Genomic DNA, 16,637 nt, shown 5'->3' with positions numbered 1-16,637 from the left:
CTAAGGTGCGGCCCATGACCACGACGACTCAGCAGTGGATCTGCGAGAGCTGCGGCTTCATCTACGACCCCTCAGACGGCGATCCCGACGGCGGCATCCCGCCCGGCACGGCGTTCGACGACATCCCGGACACGTGGTTCTGTCCCGTGTGCGGGGCGCGCAAGCGCGACTTCGTTCCCTACGAGGGCTGAGCACCCGCCGCCCGTGCCCAAGGTCCCGAAGCCCGGCAAGGTCAAGGCGCCCAAGAAGGGCGAGCGGGTCAAGGCTCCCAAGACCTTCACCGCCGCCCCGCCGGCCGCGGCGGAGACGGCTGCCGCGCCCGAGCCCACGCGGGCGTCTGCTTTCTCCCCGGAGCCGCGCAGGTCGTTCGTCGATCGCGTGCTCGACGCGGTCGCGGGCGCGCGGCTCTGCTACGGCGACCCGGTCCACAACGGCGAGCGCACCGTCATCCCGGTGTCGCGCGTGCGCGTCGCGGGCGGCGGCGGGTTCGGGCGGAGCAACGGCGTCGAGGAGGGCACCGGCGGCGGAGGCGGCGGCTGGGTCGAGGCGCAGCCGATCGGGTTCGTCGAGCTCGGCCCCGAAGGCACGCGCTACGTCGAGATCCCGGACCCCGAGCGCACGCAGCGGATGCTCAAGGCGGGAGCCTCCGCGCTCGCCACGCTCGCCGCCGGATGGGCCGGCGCCAAGCGCCTCCGCGGCGGCTCCAAGCCCCGCTCGCGAGGCCTCCTGAACCGCTGAGTACGAGGTTCGTACGAAGAAGTACGAGATTCGGCGCAAGTTCTTTTGACATCCCACGTTGTGGGGGGACAGAACGGTCGCGTTCACGTTCAGTCACCACACCTGCTGGGGGTTCGAGAGACATGAAGTTCCGCGTAGTTGCCGGTCTTGCCGCTGTCGCCGCGCTCGGCACCGCGAGCGTCGCGGACGCCGCCCCGTCGCCGTACAAGGTCACCGGTGGTGGCCAGACCTTCGCCACGGCTGACGCCCAGGCCGGCGTGCAGGGCCCCGGCAGCACGATCACGTTCCAGTCGTTCATCCCGGCCACGACGGCCGACGGTGGTCCCGGCACGCCGGCGACCGGCCAGGTCAACATCATCGACCGCCGCACCAGCGAGACGGGCAAGGGCACGCACTTCCGCGGCACGATCAAGTGCGCCTACCTCATGCCCGCCGGTGAGGGCGGCTACGCCGAGCTGCACGGCGACGGCCAGGATCAGGACGGCACCGCGCACCCCTTCGTCGTCCGCATCCAGGACAACGGCCAGGGCGCCGCTGCCGATGCCGACCTCGTCGAGTTCACGTTCGAGGACTCGAACCCCGGCTGCTCGGAGGAGCAGAACGACGACGACTTCCAGATGACGCTCGCCCGCGGCAACGCGAAGATCCACAAGGAGAACTCGGGCGCGTCGAAGAGCTCGGCCAACAAGCCGTCGGCGAAGAAGACCGCCACCTCGAAGAGCCTTTCGACCGGCTCGTCGCTCAGCAAGCTCGTTTCGCTGATCTAGGTCTCGTCCCGGAGACACGACCGGACTCACGAGGGCCCCGCTTCGGCGGGGCCCTTGGTCGTTGTGGGCCGCTACGTTGGCTCGCGGATGGACAGGACCCGGTTCTCGCCCCCGCTCGGCGTGGTCGTCTTCGTCGTCGGCGCCGGTTCGCTCGGGGCCGAGATCGCCGCGGCCCGGCTGCTCGCGCCGTACTTCGGCGCCTCGACCGTCGTGTGGGCGAACACGATCGCGACGGTGCTCGTCGCGCTGTCCGTCGGGTACTGGTGGGGCGGCCGGCTCGCCGACCGGGATCCGACGGTGCGCGGGTTGCACCGGCTCGTGCTGCTCGCGGCGGTGCTCATGGCACTCGTGCCGTTCGTCGCGGACCCGTTCCTCGAGGTCGCGGTCGATGCGCTGGACGAGATCAGCGCGGGCGCGTTCGCCGGATCCCTGATCGCGGTGCTCGCGCTGGTCGCCGTACCGGTGCTCGTGCTCGGCATGGTCGCGCCGTACGCGCTGCGCCTTGCGGTCGAGTCGCTCGACGAGGCGGGCCGGGTGGCGGGTCGTCTCTACGCCATCTCGACGATCGGGTCGCTGAGCGGGACGTTCCTCAGCGCGCTGCTCTTCATCCCGCTGTTCGGCACGCGCCGGACGTTCCTCGCGTTCGCGCTGGCGCTCGCGATCGTCGCCGTCCTCGGGCTGGGGCGCCGCCGCGGGCTGCTGGTTCCCGCTGGCGTCGCCGCGTTGATCGCGCTGCCGGTCGGGACGGTGAAGGCGACCGACGACGGGCGCGTGCTGCACGAGGCCGACACGGAGTACCAGTACGCGCGGGTCATCGAGGAGGACGACGGCGACCGGTACCTCGAGCTCAACGAGGGCCAGGCCGTGCACTCGCTCACGAGGCGCGGGTCCTACCTGACCGGCAACTACTGGGACGAGTACCTCGTCGTGCCGATGGCGGGGCTCGCCGCGCCGCCGAAGCGGCTCGCGGTGCTGGGCAACGCCGGCGGGACGATCGCCCGGGCGTACGGGCACTTCTTCCCGGACACGTGGGTCGACGGCGTCGAGATCGACGGCGAGCTGAGCGACATCGGCCGCGAGTACCTCGACATGCGCAACCCGCGGCTGCGGACGTTCGCCGACGACGCGCGGCCGTACCTGCGCCGGACGAACGAGCGCTACGACGCGATCGTCGTCGACGCCTACCGCCAGCCGTACATCCCGTTCTACCTCACGACCCGCGAGTTCTTCTCGCTGGCGCGGTCACGGCTCAAGCCGGGCGGGATGGTGCTCGTCAACGTCGGGCACCCGGAGCGCTCCACGAAGCTCGAGCAGGTCCTCTCCGCGACGATGGACGACGTCTTCGGCACCGTGATGCGAGACCCGTCGGAGGACGTCAACACCGTCGTGATCGGCAGCGACGCCCCGATGTCCGCCGCGAAGCTCAAAGCCGCGATCCCGTCCCTGCCGTCCGAGCTCCACCCCGTCGCGCGGGCCGCCGCCGACCGCCTCGCGCCACGCCTCCCCGGAGGCAGCGTCTACACCGACGACAAGGCCCCGGTCGAGTGGCTCGTCGACACCTCGATCGTCGAAGTCGCCGCCCGCGGCGAGCGCTGACGCGCGCGGCATCTCCCATTGCCGCCCGGCTAGCCAGCGCTAGCGCATCGGCTAGCACCGGCTAGCCCGCGCGAGATCGAAGATCGCAACGGCGTCTCGGGTCAGCGCTTCGGAGTGAGCCAGGCGGCGACGGGGAGGGCGTCGCCGGCGTCGGCGAGCGCGTCCATGTCGGGGCCGGCGAGGGGAGGGAGGGTCGTGACGTCGACGGCTCCGAGTTCCGCGATGGTGTCGCGGTTCGAGCGTTCGATCGCCGTCGGGTCGGCCGGCCAGGGCGTGAGGACGACGCCGCGGACGTCGAGGCCGGCGGCGCGGGCGACCTCGAGGGTGAGGAGCGTGTGGTTGATCGTGCCCAGGCCGGGGCGGGCGGCGATGACGAGCGGGAGGCCGAGGTCGCGGGCGAGATCCCGGACGAGGTACGGCGGGTCGGTCGCGAGCGGGACGAGGAGGCCCCCGACTCCCTCGACGATCGCGACCTCCGCGTTCTCGATGGCGGCGCGGGTTCCGGCGACGAGGGCGGCCGGGTCGATGGGCGTGCCCGCGAGGTCGGCCGCGAGGTGGGGTGACATCGGCGGGCCGAACGACACCTGCGTCACCGTGTCGGCGTCGACGCCCGCGGCGGCCGCGAGGAGCTCGTGGTCGAGCGGCCACGGCGCGTTGTCGTCGGGCTCGTCGAGGCCGGTGAGCGCCGGCTTGACCGGCACGACGCGGCGGCCGGCGCGATGCAACGACGCGACGATCGCCGCGGAGAGGACCGACTTCCCGGCGCCCGTGTCGGTGCCGGTCATGAAGAGACCCGCCGGGGTCAAGCCGCGTTGGCGGCCGGGACGGCGTCCCATTCGTCGGTCGTCTGCGCGGCGGCGACCGGTGGGCCTTCGCTCGGGCGGAAGCCGGCGGAGAGGGCGGCGCGGCCGATCGTGCGGGCGGCCTCGCGGAGCTCGGTCTTCGTGTGGGAGGCCATCACGGCGAGGCGCAGGCGGGACGTGCCCTCGGGGACGGTCGGCGGCCGGATCGCCTGCGCGAAGACGCCGCCCTCGAGCGCGGCCTCGCAGATGCGCATCGCCATGCCGGCGTCGCCGACGATCAGAGGCACGATCTGGGTCGTCGAGCCGGTGACGTCGAAGCCCTCGCGCGCGAGCTCGTCGCGCAGGATGCCCGCGTTGGCCTGGAGCTTCGTGACGCGCGACGGCTCCTCCTCGACGAGCTCGAGCGCCGCGAGCGCCGCGGCCACGACGGGCGGGGGCAGCGCCGTGGAGAAGATCAGCGACCGCGCGACGTTCGTGAGGTACTCGGCCATCTGCGCGCTGCAGGCGGCGAACGCGCCGTACGCGCCCAGCGCCTTGCCGAGCGTCCCGATCACGACGTCGACCTCGCCGTCGAGGCCGGCCTCGTTCACCGCGCCGCGGCCGCCCTCGCCGAGGCAGCCGGTGCCGTGCGCCTCGTCGACCACCAGCCGCAGCCCGTGGCGCCGCGCGAGGTCGAGCAGGTCCGCCAGCGGCGCGACGTCGCCGTCCATCGAGAACACGGAGTCGGTGACGATCACGCCGCCGCGCCGATCGGTCTTCGCGATCTGCCACGCGAGGTGCTCGACGTCGCCGTGCCGGTAGACGCGCGTCTTCGCCTTCGCCATCCGGCAGCCGTCGATGATCGAGGCGTGGTTGAGCTCGTCCGACCAGACCGTCTCGCCCTCGCCGGCCAGCGCGGAGACGACGCCGATGTTGGCGAGGTAGCCGGAGCCGAACAGCAGCGCGGTCTCCGTCCGCTTGAACGCCGCGAGGCGCTCCTCGAGCCGGCGGTGGATCGTCATCGTCCCCGACACCAGCCGGGACGCACCCGACCCGACGCCCCAGCGCAGCGCCGCGTCCGCCGCCGCCTGGCGCACCCGGGGATGATCCGCGAGGCCGAGGTAGTTGTTGGAGCAGAGCAGCAGGACGGGCTTGCCGTCGAGCACGACGCGCGGGCCCTGCGGGCCCGACACGAGGCGCATCCGGCGGGTGAGTCCCTTGGACTCGATCTCGTCGAGACGCGCCTGGAGGTCGGTCATCTCAGTGCCCGAAGGGCATGCCCGAGAGCTGCGCGGGCTCGGGGGGCCGTTCGCCCGGCCACCGGTTCGGCGCTCCGTCCGGCCGGGCCGGCACCGCGCCCTTCTTCGCGTACCGCAGCTGCGTCGCGGGATCCCACAGCTGGATCTCGATCCCCGCCGCCTCGGCGTCCTCGCGCGTGTCGAGGAAGTCCTCGATGACGTCGGGCGTCTCGCCGTCGAGCCAGCCCGACCGGTTGTCCGGCCGCGGGTTCGACCCGTTGTCCTCCCAGCGAGCGATGTTGAGCCCGAGGTCGGTGAACATCTTGCGATCCTCGTCCGGCGTCGAGCCGAGCGTCGTGAGGAAGTTGCCCATCATCACGCCGTTCAGCCCCGCCTTGACGGCCAGCGGCTGGAGGTCGCCGAGGTTCTCGACGCGCCCCCCGCACAGCCGGAACAGCGCCTCGGGCAGGATCAGCCGGAAGATGGCGATCCACTTCACGGCATCCCAGGGATCCATGTAGTCGCGGTCGCCGAACTTCGTGCCGGGGCGCGGGTTGAGCAGGTTGATCGGCACCGACGTCGGGTTGATCGACGCCAGCTGGAACGCCATCTCGACGCGCTGCTCCTCGCTCTCGCCGAGGTTGAGGATGCCGCCGACGCACGTCTCGAGCCCCGCCTCGCGCACCGCGTCGATCGTCCGCAGCCGGCCCTCGTAGCGGACCGTCGACGACACCTCGGGGTAGTAGGACTCGGCCGTCTCGACGTTGTGGTGCACCCGCTGGATGCCCGCGTCCTTCAGCTGCCGAGCGCGCGACACGCTCATGTGCCCGACCGACGCGCAGCGCTTGAGGTTCGTGTGCTCGGCGACCAGGCGCGCGCCCTCGAGGACCTTCTCGAAGTCGCGCTTCGACAGCCCCTGGCCCTGGGTGACCATGCAGAACCGGTGCGCGCCCGCGGCTTCGGCGGCACGCGCGTGCTCGAGCATCTGCTCCGGCTCCATCATCGCGTGCATCGGCGTCTCGGCCTCCGCGAACCGCGACTGCGCGCAGAAGCCGCAGTCCTCGGCGCAGCCGCCCGACTTCGCGTTCACCAGAGAGCACAGATCCGTCGAGTCGCCGTGGTGCTCCTGCCGCGCCTGCCACGCCCGCTCCACCAGCGCCTCGATCCCGGCGTGGTCGGTGATCGCACCGAGCTGAAGGGCTTCCTCGCGGGAGATGAGCGGCGGCATGGCACGGCACCTTAGGTCCATCCGCGGACAGGTGCAGTCAAGCTACGCGGCGATGAGCTCGGCCCTTGTGGTTATCGACATGCTGAACACGTACGACTTCGAGGACGCGGACCGCCTGGCGGACAGCGCCGAGAAGGCCGTGCCGAAGATCCGCGACCTCCTCGACCGCGCGCGCAGCGAGGACGTCCCGATCATCTACGTCAACGACAACTACGGCGACTGGAACAGCTCGGCCGACGAGCTCGTGGCCCACGGGCTCGAGGGCAAGCGGCCCGACCTGGTGAAGCCGGTCAAGCCGCCCGAGGACGTCTCGTTCGTCATCAAGGCGCGCCACTCGATCTTCTACGGGACGCCGCTCGAGTACCTGCTCGGCCAGCGCGACATCGACCGGCTCGTGCTCACCGGCCAGGTGACCGAGCAGTGCATCCTCTACAGCGCCCTCGACGCCTACGTGCGCCACGTCGAGGTCGCCGTGCCGACCGACGCGGTCGCGCACATCCACCCCGACCTCGCGGACGCCGCGATCCGCATGATGGAACTCAACATGGGCGCCGACATCACGCCCTCGGCCGACTGCCTGCTGCGGTCGTGATCGCCGCCGACCTCCCCCCGTCGGGCGTCTCGGTCCTCGCGCGGCCGATCGGCGTACGCGTGCTCGGCAGCGAGCTGGCGCCGCGCACCGCGCTCGTGGTCGGCCAGATCCACGGCGACGAGCCGGCGGGGCGGACGGTCGTCAAGGCGCTCATCGAGGCGGGCCCGCCGCCGGGCGTGCGGCTCGTGATCGTCGACACGCTCAACCCCGACGGCGCCGTGCGCGGCACGCGGCAGAACGCGCGCGGCGTCGACCTCAACCGCAACTTCCCGAGCGAGTGGCGCCGCAGCGGCCGGCGCGGCGACCGCTACTGGCCGGGCCCGAGGGCGGCGTCCGAGCCGGAGACCCGCTACGCGATGCGGCTCACGAAGGAGATGAAGCCCGACGTCAGCGTCTGGCTGCACCAGCCCTACGGCATCACGGTGCCGTCCGACGGCGTGTCGGCCAAGCTCGTCCGGCGCTACGCGAAGCTCAGCGGCCTGCCCGTCCGCCGCCTGCCGTCGTACCGCGGGACCGCGGTCGGCTGGCAGAACCGGACGCTCGGCAACCACGGCGCGTTCGTCGCCGAGCTGCCGGCCGGCCGCCCGAGCGCCCGCCTGATCAGGGCGAACGTCCGGGCGATCCGGTCCGTGGCCTTCCGGAGCTGAACGACGCCCGGCGCGCTAGTCGCGCGCCTTCTTCACCGCGGCCGCGTACGTGTAGAGCTTGTAGAGCAGGAACCCGTCGGCCATCTGCTTCGGGCACCACGTGGTGAAGAGGTCGTACGCCTCCTGCGTGGTCAGCGTGTCGCCGTAGCCGACGACGCTCGTCGCGTCGTTGACCACGCCGCCCGCGAACTGGCGGATCTTCTCGACGATCCACGCGCGGCCGTCGGCGTCGGACGCGTTCCAGTTCGTGCAGCTCACCCCGCTCAGGTCGCTGCGCCGGTTGATCGCCGCGCGGGCGTCGATCTTCGCCGCGCCGCCCAGCGGCGTCAGCGCCGGCGTCTGGCCGCCCGAGCTGCCGCCGCCCGGCTGCGGCTCCGGCGGCGTGACGAACCACGGGCAGGTGCTGTCGCCGCCGAAGTCACGCGACTCGAACGCGGCGAGGCAGCTCAGCAGCTCGCCGGTCTGCCGCGGATCGCCCTGGCCGACGCTCTTGTCGGGCCGCGTCCCGCCATCGCAGTCGGGGAACGACAGCTCCGCCGGCGAGTGCGTGATCTGGGCGCCCTTCGCGGGCGTGTTGTTGTACCAGCAGTTCCCGATCGTGCCGGGGAACGGGTCCCACCAGAAGTCCGTGCCGTTCGGGTCGGCGGTGCCGTCCGGCCGGACGCCCATGTGGTTGTCGTACTGCGAGTTGTAGAACGAGGTCGACTGGCCGTTCGGGTCGCAGCCGGCCTGCTCGTTGCCGCCCGCCGCCGGCCCGCACACGAGCTGGTCCGGGACGCTGAAGAGCATCGTCCCGCGCCGCCAGTTGTCGTAGAAGTAGTTGTTGCGGACCTGGTGGCGGTTGCCGCCCGCGATCCACAGGCCGGTCCCGACTGGGAACGGGAACGCCGGGTTCACGGTCGAGTCCTCGGCGTAGATGTTGAAGTTGTTCGAGAAGAACTGGTTGTTCTCCACGAGCATCGAGTCGCCCGGGAAGCCCGGATGGCCCGCGCCGGTCACGACGTCGGTCTGCAGGCCGAGCGCGTTGTCGTAGAACCGGTTGTGGTGGACCCAGACGGCGTTGCCGTTCGTCCCCGAGTAGCCCGCCATGTTGTGGTGCAGGTCGCACCAGCGGATCTGCTGGTTGTACCGGAAGGGCGTGCCCGCCGGGCGCTGGGCGCCGGTCTCGACCGCGGCGCCCGGGTAGATGCCCGAGTCGCCGTGGCCGACGGCCTCGCAGTTCTGCTGGATGCCGTGGTCCTCGACGAAGGTCAGCGTGCCGTAGAGGCCGTTGTAGAAGGCCTTGAAGCGGTCGAGCAGGTAGCCGTCGGACTCGAGCACGTAGATGCCGTGCTCCTTCGCGTGGCGGACCTTGAGGTTGCGCAGCACGAAGCCGTCGGCGCGGTCGGCGCGGATCGCGACGTCCTTCGCCGTGCCGACGCCGTTCGGGCCGCCGTCGCCCTTCGAGGCGTCGCCGGCGTCGATCGCGACGTCGTCGGCGTTGACGCCCGAGCCCTCGATCTGGAAGTTGCAGCGGATGCACGGCCCGAGGTCCGGGATGCCGTGGCGGTTCGCGCGCGGCGGCATCGGCGGCGGCGTGTCGCCAGGCTTGCGGCCGAGGACCGCGACGAGGTTCTGGTCGTTCGGGCAGTTGAACTGGTACGCGTACGACAGCGCGGTGCCCTCGTCGCCGGGCCGGTCGCCGTTCGTGCGGTACTTGTCGCAGGCCTTGTCGTGCGTCGGCTGAGCGCGCGAGGTCGGCTCGGTGTAGACGCCCGGCATGACGACGACGCGGTCGTTGTTGCCCGAGGCGGTGACGGCCGGCTGGATCTCCTTGTACCGGCACATCCTGCGGAGCTTCTTGTTGATCGCGAGCAGCTTGCGCGCCTGCTTGCGGCTGAGCGAGCGGTGGTCGGAGGGGCGGATGTCGTAGCCGCTCTTGCGCGCCTTCGCGATCGACGCGCGCAGCAGCGCCATCGAGTCGGACTGGCACACCACGCGCGTCGTGCCCGGCTTGGACCGCACGAGCGCCGACGCGAGCGAGCGCGGCTTCGGCACCTTGCCGCCGGTCGCGGGCTTGATCGACGTGTCCGGCGCCGGATCGGGCCAGTACGCCGGCCGTTCGACGTGCGCGGACGCGGTCGCGACGAAGACGAGGAGCGCCGCGAGCAGGGCAGCGCAGGCGAGGCGGGCAGACATGGCGCGAAGTCTGCACCCGATCGAGGGAGTTCGCGCCGGTTGGCACGAAGGCGCCAGGGGCTGTCCCTCAAAGGGCGAGCCGGCAGAGCAGCGGCGCGTGATCGCTCGGCTTCGGGCCCTTGCGGTAGCTGCGGTCGATGCCGCAGCTCTCGAGGCCCGCGGCGAGGCGCTCGGCGACGAGGACGTAGTCGATCCGCAGGCCCATCTTGCGATGGAAGTGGCCCTGCCGGTAGTCCCACCACGTGAAGCCCACCTCGTCGGGGTGCACGTGGCGGTACGCGTCGGTGAGCGGGCCGGCCGCGAGGATCGCCTCGAGCCGCGTGCGCTCGTCCGGGGTGACGTGCGTCTCGCCGGCGAAGGCCTCGGGGTCGTAGACGTCGCGGTCGTCGCGGGTGACGTTGAGGTCGCCGAGGACGGCGTCGACATGCGGTGCGCGCTCGCGCATCGCCTCGAAGAACGTGAGCTTCTCGGCGAACGTCGGCGAGTCGACCGCGCGGCCGTTCGGGACGTACGCCGACGCGACCCGCAGCCCGTGGACCGTCGCCTCGATCCAGCGCGCCTCGTCCTCGACGACCTCGCCGGGGAGGCCGGTGACGACGTCCTTCGGTTCCTCCGTCGCGACGATGGCCACGCCCGCCCAGCGGCCGGCGGAGTTGTGCGCGGCGTGGTAGCCGGCGGCTTGCAGCTCCGCGACCGGGAACGCCTCGTCCTCGGTCTTCGTCTCCTGCAGGCAGAGGACGTCCGGGTGGTGCTCGTCGAGGAACTCGAGCACGCGCGGCAGGCGGGCCTTGAGCGAGTTGACGTTCCAGGTGACGAGCTGCATCTGCGGTCGAGAGGCTAGGACGCCGGGTAGGCCACCGCTCGTGGACGCGACGATCGAGAAGGTCCTGACGGCGCACAAGACGTGGGCGGTGGTCGGCTGCTCGCCCGATCCGTGGCGCGACTCGCACCGGATCGCGAAGCTGCTGATCGACCGCGGCTACGACGTGATCCCGGTGAACCCGGCCGTCGACGAGGTGCTCGGGCGGCGGTGCTACGCCTCGGTCCGCGACATCGAGCGGCCCGTCGACGTCGTCGACGTGTTCCGCCGGTCGTCGCTGGCGGGCGCGCACGTCGACGAGGCGATCGAGATCGGGGCGAAGGCGGTGTGGCTGCAGCTCGGCGTCATCGACCACGACGCCGCGGCGCGGGCGCGCGAGGCGGGGCTCGACGTGGTCATGGACGCGTGCCCGGCGATCGAGCTGCCGAAGCTGGCAGCCGGTCGAGCGCGCTGAGCACCTCGGCGACCGACGGCCGGACGAGCGCGACGTGCCGCTCGCGGTCGAGCGGCGCCCAGCGCGCGGGGTCGGTGACCATGAAGGCGATGACGCTCGGCGCGCCGACCGCCGCGGCGAGGTGCGAGACGCCGGTGTCGTTGACGACGACCGCCTCGGCGTCGTGCAGCAGCGCGGCGAGGACGTCGATCGGCGTGCGGTCGATGAGATCGACCACCTCGGTCCGGGCCACCTGCTTGACCGCGGCGACGGCCTCGGCCTCGGCCTTCGTGCCGGTGAGGACCGGCGTGATCCCGCGAGCGGCGAGCGTCTCCGCGACGGCCGCGAAGCGCTCGGCCGGCCAGCGGCGATCCGGCAGCGCCGAACCGGCGTGGAGCACGGCGTACCGGCCCTCGATCGGCGAGGTCGCGTCGAACGGGAAGCTCGTCTCGGTCCCGGCGCTCCCGATGCCCGCCTGCGCGAGGACGTCGAGCGGCCACAGGACCTCCGACCGGTCCTCGCGCCACGGGTCCGGCGCGTAGGTCCTCCCCGCGCCGAGCCGGGTGACGAACGCGGTGCTCTGCGGCCCGCTGCCGTGCAGCTGAAACGCCTCGTCGTAGAAGGGCGCCTGCGCGAAGAGCTCGTCGGTGCGGCGGGCGTCGAACGGCTCCTCGGGGAGGCCGTCGGCGCCGGGGAACGCGCAGAAGCCGTCGAAGAGCTCATCGAAGCGCGCCCAGAGGTCGCGCGTGCGGTCGAGCGCGATGAGGTCGACGTGGGCGTCCGGCCGCCCCGCGCGCAGCGCGCGAAGGGCCGGCACCGCGCAGAGCAGGTCGCCGAGGCCCGGCAGCGCCCGGAGAACCGCGATCCGCGTCACGCCGTCACGCCGACGGTCTTCGCGAGCAGCGCCTCCCACTCGTCGAGGAACCGCGCGAGCCCGTACTTCTCGAGCGCCGCGCGCCGCGCCGCGCGACCTCGTTCCCGCGCCTCCTCGGGATCGGCGACGAGGCGCCGCAGGGCTTCCTCGAGCACGTCGAGCCGGTTCGACACCACGCCGGCGTCCGCGGGCACCGCCTCGGCGACCTCCGTCGTCCCGAGCGCGACGACCGGCATCCCGAGGTGCATCGCCTCGAGCAGCGAGAGGCCGAGGGAGGTCCAGCGGATGGGATGGAGGTAGACCCTACGACGCGCCATCTCCGCGTGGAGGTCCTGCCACGGGAGGTCCTCGACGCCCCAGGGGGTCGATCCGCTGTCGATCCCGAAGAGGTCGATCGGCGCGGCCTCGGCGAACCGGGGCAGGAGGTCGGTGCCGGTCACGCGGCCGCGGCGACGGGCCTCGTTGATCACGACGGCGGCGTGGGGGAGCTCGCCGGTGTACCGCTCGCCGGGATCGACGATGCCGTGCTCGATCACCGTCGTGGGCGCCGCGCCGCAGTCCCAGAAGAGCGCGTTGAAGTGCGTCACGTGCACGACCGGGATGTCCTCGCGGTCGGCGAGTGGGTGGCCCATCTCGTTGATCCGCCCCTGCGGCGAGTTGTGCTCGAGGAACACCGCGGGCAGGTCGGCGCCGGGGCGGCGGCCGGTCCACTGCTCGCACAGCGCGAGCTCCTCGGGGCGCTGCAGCACGACGCAGTCGATCTCGCACTGGCGGAGCTCCTCGCGCGTCACCTCGACGGCGCTCTCCGGCCACGGGTACGTCCGGGCGCGACCACGCCCGTCGGCCGAGTGGTCGGGCAGCACCGGCAGCAGGTACGTGTGCGGGCCCTGCACGAACGACGTCGTCCACGCCGCGTGCACGTGCCAGTGGAGGATCCGCATGGGATGTCGGTACCCCCTTCCGCGCGCGGCCACCGCTCAGGCATGCTGCGCACATGCCCGATGAGACGATCCGCATGTCGCCGACGCAGACGCTGACGGTCATCGACGAGACGCCCGACCGGCTCGTCGTCGAGACCGAGTACGGCCCCGGCGGCGCGGCTCCGCCCGCGCACCTGCACCCGCAGCAGGACGAGCACTTCACGGTGCTGACCGGCACGGTCCGCGCGATCGTCGACGGGGAGGAGCGCGACATCGCGTCGGGGGCGACGCTCGACGTGCCGCGCGGCACGGCGCACCAGATGTGGAACCCGCACGACGCGCCGGCGCGCATGCGCTGGGAGACCGCACCCGCCGGGCGGACGCTCTCGTGGTTCCGCGCGCTGTCGGCCGCGATGGCCGATCCCGAGCAGGCCGACTGGCCGGCGCTGCTGCGCGACCACGAGGACGTGTTCCGGCTCGCCTAGGAGGAGAGCGCGGCGAGCGCGTCCTCGACGACCTGCGCGGCCATCTCGCGCAGCTCGTCGTCGGTGCGGTCCTGCACGGGGTGCGAGACGAAGAGGCGCCGCAGCGCGGGCTGGCCGAGCAGCTCCGCCTGCTCCTCCGCGCCGCGCGCGAACGCGTCCGACGCGACGAGCACCGCCGGCCGGCCGAGCGATTCGAGCTCCAACACGTCGCGCAGACCGCACGACACGCAGGAGCCTCAGTCGGCGAGCGCCTCGATGACCGCCTCGCAGTCGCGGGCGATCTCGCGGCGCAGGTCCTGCGGGGCGGGCTTGGTGAACGTCGGCTTGGCGGTGCGGACGACGTCGACGCCGCGCTCGCGCAGCAGCCGCTCGACCTCGTCGAGGAAGACGTCGCCGCGCGGCTTGCGGATGTCGAGCAGGGCGATGCTCGCCGGCGTCCCGTCGCGCGGCGCGAGCGGCCGCTCGACCGTGTCGCGCTCGGCCGTGGGATCCAGGATCTCCAGCGGTTCGGCGGTCATCGCCAGGGCTCCACGCTGCGGGTCACCGGCGCCGATCCTACGTCTCCGGCGGCCCAGCCGCCGAAGACCATCGAGAACAGGCCGGCGTCGCCGCCGCCGTACGCGACGAGGATCCGGTCGGGGGCGGCGAACTTCGCGACGGGCATCTGCGGATCGGAGACCCAGCGCTCCTCGATGCCCTCGGGGGAGCCGCCGGCACCGCGCACCAGCTCGCCGGCGGGCGACATGCAGCGGTCGAAGAGCTCCTGCTGGACGCGCTCGCGGCTCCAGCCCGCCTCGCGGAAGACGCGGCCGTGCTCGGGACCGACGAGCAGCAGCGCGTCGAACGCGAGCCGCAGCCGCGGCGTCGCGACGTTCTCGAGCGCCAGCGCGAGCGACGCGCACAGGCCCTCCGGCTCGCGCGCGAGCTGGTCGACGATCACGCGCGGCGCCTCGCCGGCGAACAGCGTCACGCCGGTCTCGCCGTCCGCGACGCCGCGGCTCTGCGCGAGGCCCTCCCACGGCGCCGTGTCGTCGAGCCGCTCGGCGAAGCATGCGCCGACCTTGCCCGGCTGGCCGTGCGCGGCGCGGTCCTCGCGCCGCGGCCGCCCGCCGCCGAGGTTGCGGACGGTCAGCTGCAGCGCCCGGCCGATCGAGAGGTTCGCGCGGTTGTCCTGGCCGAGCAGGTTGCCGGCGCTCTGCATCCCGATCTCGTCGGCGTACGGGCCGGACACGACGACGAGCGGCCCCGCGGGGTGCGTGGTGGCGATGAGACCGTGCAACGCGAACGTCTCGTCGCACGCCGCCTCGACCCCGGCAAGGACGACCGGCAGGTGCTCGGGCAGGCAGCCGGCCATGACCGCGTTGATCGCGACCTTCTCGACCGTCGCCGTGCCGCCGTAGGGAGGAACGGTCGCGACGACGTCCTGCGGATCGCGGCTCGTGCCCTCCAGCAGCGCGACGACGCGCTCGGGCGTCGGCGGGACGACCGGCAGGCCGTCGGTCACGCCGCGGTCGTGCAGCGCCTCGATCGGGTCCTCGAGCCCGCCGACGGTCAGCACGCGGGAGCGGATCCGCCCGCTCTCCCGCGCCTGCTTCGCGGCGATCCGCACCGCGACCTCGGGATCGCGCGTGCGCGACGCGCAGCCGGGGCGGTGCTCGGGCAGGCCATCGAGCGCGAGCGCAACGCCCGCGGACTCGGCGACCGCGGCCAGGCGGTCGCGCGCGAGCCCCTCGACGCGCTCGCGCTCCTCGCCGGCGTCCAGCAGCAGCAGCGCCGGCACCGCCTCGGGGTCGAACCGCATCGAGACGGCGAGGTCCTCGTCGACCTCCGGCACGCGCTGCAGCCCGACGCGCCGCGCCTGCTCGGCGGTCTGCTCCGGCGACGACTGCGAGAGGACCCGCACGCCCGCCGCGTCGAGCGCCGGGAGCACCTGGTCGCAGACCGGGCAGTCGTGCTTGACGAGCGCGAGCAGCTCCACGAGCCGGAGCCTACGCGCATGCAAGGGGTCAGACCCCATTCATGCGCATGCATGGGGTCTGACCCCAGTTATGCGTCAGCGGCCCTGCCAGCGGGGCGAGCGCTTCTCGCCGAACGCCTTGACGCCCTCGCGCATGTCCTCCGAGCGGAAGCAGGCCTCGCGCAGCGCGATGAGCGTCCGCTCGACGTCGGCGTCGAGCTGCACGTCGGCGGCCAGCAGCTCGCGCAGCACGCGCTTGTTGCCGCGGACGGACAGCGGCGCGTTCCCCGCCAGCTCGGTCGCCAGGTCGAGCGCCACGTCCTGCACCTCGTCCTCGTCGGCGACGCGGCTCACCAGCCCCCACCCGAGCGCGGTCGAGGCGTCGATGTTGCGGCCGAGCAGGAACAGCTCGCGCGTGCGCGGCGCGCCGATCGACTGGACGAACCGCCGCAGCCCGGTGTGCGAGTAGACGAGACCGAGCTTCGCGGGCGGCATCCCGAGCCGGATCCCGTCGGCGGCGACGCGCATGTCGCAGCACAGCGCCAGCTCCAGCCCGCCGCCGATCGTGTGCCCCGGCAGCGCCGCGACGGTCGGGACGTCGGTCTCGTCGAGCGCGTCGAGCGCGTCGGTGAACGGATGGGCGACGAGCTTCTCGGCCTCGACGGAGAACACGTCGTCGGGGATGTCGCCGATGTCGTAGCCCGCGGAGAACATCCCGCCCGCGCCCGTGACGATGATGCAGCGCGCGCCATCGGCCTCGCGGACGCCGCGCGCGAGCCCGTCGAGGATCGCGTGGTCGAGCGCGTTGCGCTTGGCGGGGTTGGAGATCGTGAGCCGGACGACGCCGTCGGCCGGCTCGTCCACGAGGAGCTCACCGGGCATGCGGCGCGCGAGAGTACCGGTTCCCGCCCGCCCCGCTACTCGAGCACGACGAGCGTGTCGCCCTCGTTCACCGCCTGGCCCTCCTCGCAGAGGATCTCCTTGACCCTGCCCTCGTCCTCGGCTTCGACGGGCATCTCCATCTTCATCGACTCGAGGATCACGACCGTGTCGCCCTCCTCGATCGTGTCGCCGACGGCGCACTCGATCTTCCAGACCGTGCCCGTGATGTGGGCCTCGACGTCAGGCACTCGCTACCTCCGCAGGGGGACGACTTGTGACGCCTGACCCTAGTTCTCCCGCCGGTCGAACGCCCCGCCGGAGACTTCCTCCCGCCGGTCCATTCGGAGGCGGGCCGCGGTCGCCCATCATGGTCCGTGCGTTCCGGAGGGCCTGACCCACCCGACGGAGTTCAAAGCGCAGAACGCGACAAGGGGCGGAGCCGGCGACGGGACAGCACCGGCTTCGCCCCGCGTTCGGCCAGATGCGTAGGCTCCCGCGGC

19 protein-coding genes are annotated in these 16,637 nt (G+C 72.7%); 8 read left to right on the top strand and 11 right to left on the bottom strand.

The genetic code is table 11. The features are described from left to right. Positions 1 to 14 precede the first annotated feature (14 nt). From AC1UE4_RS12375 to AC1UE4_RS12360, 4 genes are all read left to right on the top strand, one after another. Positions 15 to 191, top strand: coding sequence for a rubredoxin (locus AC1UE4_RS12375; RefSeq protein ID WP_482917535.1), 177 nt, complete (start codon positions 15 to 17; stop codon positions 189 to 191). A 13-nt stretch (positions 192 to 204) separates the two neighbouring features. Then, entirely contained in the window at positions 205 to 738 is a 534-nt protein-coding gene (locus AC1UE4_RS12370) for a spore germination protein GerW family protein (RefSeq protein WP_482917534.1), read from the top strand. Between the two features lie 122 nt (positions 739 to 860). Beyond that, positions 861 to 1,505, top strand: coding sequence for a hypothetical protein (locus AC1UE4_RS12365; RefSeq protein ID WP_482917533.1), 645 nt, complete (start codon positions 861 to 863; stop codon positions 1,503 to 1,505). An 87-nt stretch (positions 1,506 to 1,592) separates the two neighbouring features. Then, positions 1,593 to 3,101, top strand: a complete 1,509-nt coding sequence (locus tag AC1UE4_RS12360; protein WP_482917532.1) for a spermidine synthase — start codon at positions 1,593 to 1,595, stop codon at positions 3,099 to 3,101. 101 nt (positions 3,102 to 3,202) lie between these two features. Here the strand turns inward: AC1UE4_RS12360 and bioD are convergent, their stop codons facing one another. The 3 genes from bioD to bioB are packed head-to-tail and all read right to left on the bottom strand — an operon-like array spanning position 3,203 to position 6,349. Next, complete coding sequence (bioD, locus tag AC1UE4_RS12355) at positions 3,203 to 3,886, bottom strand: dethiobiotin synthase (protein WP_482917531.1); 684 nt, start codon at positions 3,884 to 3,886, stop codon at positions 3,203 to 3,205. Between the two features lie 17 nt (positions 3,887 to 3,903). Then, positions 3,904 to 5,142, bottom strand: coding sequence for an 8-amino-7-oxononanoate synthase (bioF, locus tag AC1UE4_RS12350; RefSeq protein ID WP_482917530.1), 1,239 nt, complete (start codon positions 5,140 to 5,142; stop codon positions 3,904 to 3,906). 1 nt (position 5,143) lies between these two features. Then, positions 5,144 to 6,349, bottom strand: a complete 1,206-nt coding sequence (gene bioB / locus AC1UE4_RS12345) for a biotin synthase BioB (RefSeq protein ID WP_482917529.1) — start codon at positions 6,347 to 6,349, stop codon at positions 5,144 to 5,146. 52 nt (positions 6,350 to 6,401) lie between these two features. Here bioB and AC1UE4_RS12340 point away from each other — a divergent pair, with 52 nt between their 5' ends. Together AC1UE4_RS12340 and AC1UE4_RS12335 are read left to right on the top strand one after the other, a co-directional pair. After that, the gene (locus AC1UE4_RS12340; RefSeq protein WP_482917528.1) at positions 6,402 to 6,941 is read left to right on the top strand and encodes a cysteine hydrolase family protein; all 540 of its coding nucleotides are present in this window, start codon (positions 6,402 to 6,404) and stop codon (positions 6,939 to 6,941) included. Next, the gene (locus tag AC1UE4_RS12335) at positions 6,938 to 7,588 is read left to right on the top strand and encodes a M14 family zinc carboxypeptidase (protein WP_482917527.1); all 651 of its coding nucleotides are present in this window, start codon (positions 6,938 to 6,940) and stop codon (positions 7,586 to 7,588) included. The genes AC1UE4_RS12340 and AC1UE4_RS12335 overlap by 4 nt, the downstream gene beginning before the upstream one ends. Positions 7,589 to 7,603: 15 nt before the next feature. Here the strand turns inward: AC1UE4_RS12335 and AC1UE4_RS12330 are convergent, their stop codons facing one another. Together AC1UE4_RS12330 and AC1UE4_RS12325 are read right to left on the bottom strand one after the other, a co-directional pair. Then, positions 7,604 to 9,766, bottom strand: coding sequence for a right-handed parallel beta-helix repeat-containing protein (locus AC1UE4_RS12330; protein WP_482917526.1), 2,163 nt, complete (start codon positions 9,764 to 9,766; stop codon positions 7,604 to 7,606). A 67-nt stretch (positions 9,767 to 9,833) separates the two neighbouring features. After that, positions 9,834 to 10,589, bottom strand: a complete 756-nt coding sequence (locus tag AC1UE4_RS12325) for an exodeoxyribonuclease III (protein WP_482917525.1) — start codon at positions 10,587 to 10,589, stop codon at positions 9,834 to 9,836. Between the two features lie 40 nt (positions 10,590 to 10,629). Here AC1UE4_RS12325 and AC1UE4_RS12320 point away from each other — a divergent pair, with 40 nt between their 5' ends. After that, a complete protein-coding gene (locus AC1UE4_RS12320) occupies positions 10,630 to 11,040 on the top strand; it encodes a CoA-binding protein (RefSeq protein WP_482917524.1) in 411 nt (136 codons plus the stop codon). Here AC1UE4_RS12320 and AC1UE4_RS12315 read toward each other — a convergent pair. Together AC1UE4_RS12315 and AC1UE4_RS12310 are read right to left on the bottom strand one after the other, a co-directional pair. Next, a complete protein-coding gene (locus tag AC1UE4_RS12315; RefSeq protein ID WP_482917523.1) occupies positions 10,982 to 11,893 on the bottom strand; it encodes a glycosyltransferase family 9 protein in 912 nt (303 codons plus the stop codon). The genes AC1UE4_RS12320 and AC1UE4_RS12315 overlap by 59 nt on opposite strands. Next, positions 11,890 to 12,834: a glycosyltransferase gene (locus AC1UE4_RS12310; RefSeq protein WP_482917522.1), complete on the bottom strand. Its 945-nt coding sequence runs from the start codon at positions 12,832 to 12,834 to the stop codon at positions 11,890 to 11,892. The genes AC1UE4_RS12315 and AC1UE4_RS12310 overlap by 4 nt, the downstream gene beginning before the upstream one ends. 53 nt (positions 12,835 to 12,887) lie before the next feature. Here AC1UE4_RS12310 and AC1UE4_RS12305 point away from each other — a divergent pair, with 53 nt between their 5' ends. Further along, the gene (locus AC1UE4_RS12305; RefSeq protein ID WP_482917521.1) at positions 12,888 to 13,298 is read left to right on the top strand and encodes a cupin domain-containing protein; all 411 of its coding nucleotides are present in this window, start codon (positions 12,888 to 12,890) and stop codon (positions 13,296 to 13,298) included. On the opposite strand, the gene AC1UE4_RS12300 is transcribed toward AC1UE4_RS12305, so the two are convergent. The 4 genes from AC1UE4_RS12300 to AC1UE4_RS12285 all read right to left on the bottom strand — a co-directional run bounded on the left by AC1UE4_RS12300 (position 13,295) and on the right by AC1UE4_RS12285 (position 16,385). Further along, positions 13,295 to 13,816 carry a UGSC family (seleno)protein gene (locus tag AC1UE4_RS12300; protein WP_482917520.1) on the bottom strand — a complete coding sequence of 174 codons (522 nt, stop codon included), beginning with the start codon at positions 13,814 to 13,816 and terminating at the stop codon, positions 13,295 to 13,297. The genes AC1UE4_RS12305 and AC1UE4_RS12300 overlap by 4 nt on opposite strands. Then, positions 13,813 to 15,276: a TlpA family protein disulfide reductase gene (locus AC1UE4_RS12295; protein WP_482917519.1), complete on the bottom strand. Its 1,464-nt coding sequence runs from the start codon at positions 15,274 to 15,276 to the stop codon at positions 13,813 to 13,815. Before AC1UE4_RS12295 ends, AC1UE4_RS12300 begins: the two co-directional genes overlap by 4 nt. Before the next feature lie 75 nt (positions 15,277 to 15,351). After that, the gene (locus AC1UE4_RS12290; protein ID WP_482917518.1) at positions 15,352 to 16,137 is read right to left on the bottom strand and encodes an enoyl-CoA hydratase/isomerase family protein; all 786 of its coding nucleotides are present in this window, start codon (positions 16,135 to 16,137) and stop codon (positions 15,352 to 15,354) included. A gap of 35 nt (positions 16,138 to 16,172) precedes the next feature. Then, positions 16,173 to 16,385, bottom strand: a complete 213-nt coding sequence (locus tag AC1UE4_RS12285; protein WP_482917517.1) for a biotin/lipoyl-binding carrier protein — start codon at positions 16,383 to 16,385, stop codon at positions 16,173 to 16,175. Between the last annotated feature and the right edge of the window lie 252 nt (positions 16,386 to 16,637).

This window comes from Parviterribacter kavangonensis (assembly GCF_056863335.1).
The sequence above is the reverse complement of the archived record's forward strand: the minus strand, read 5'-3'. Positions and strand labels throughout refer to the sequence as shown.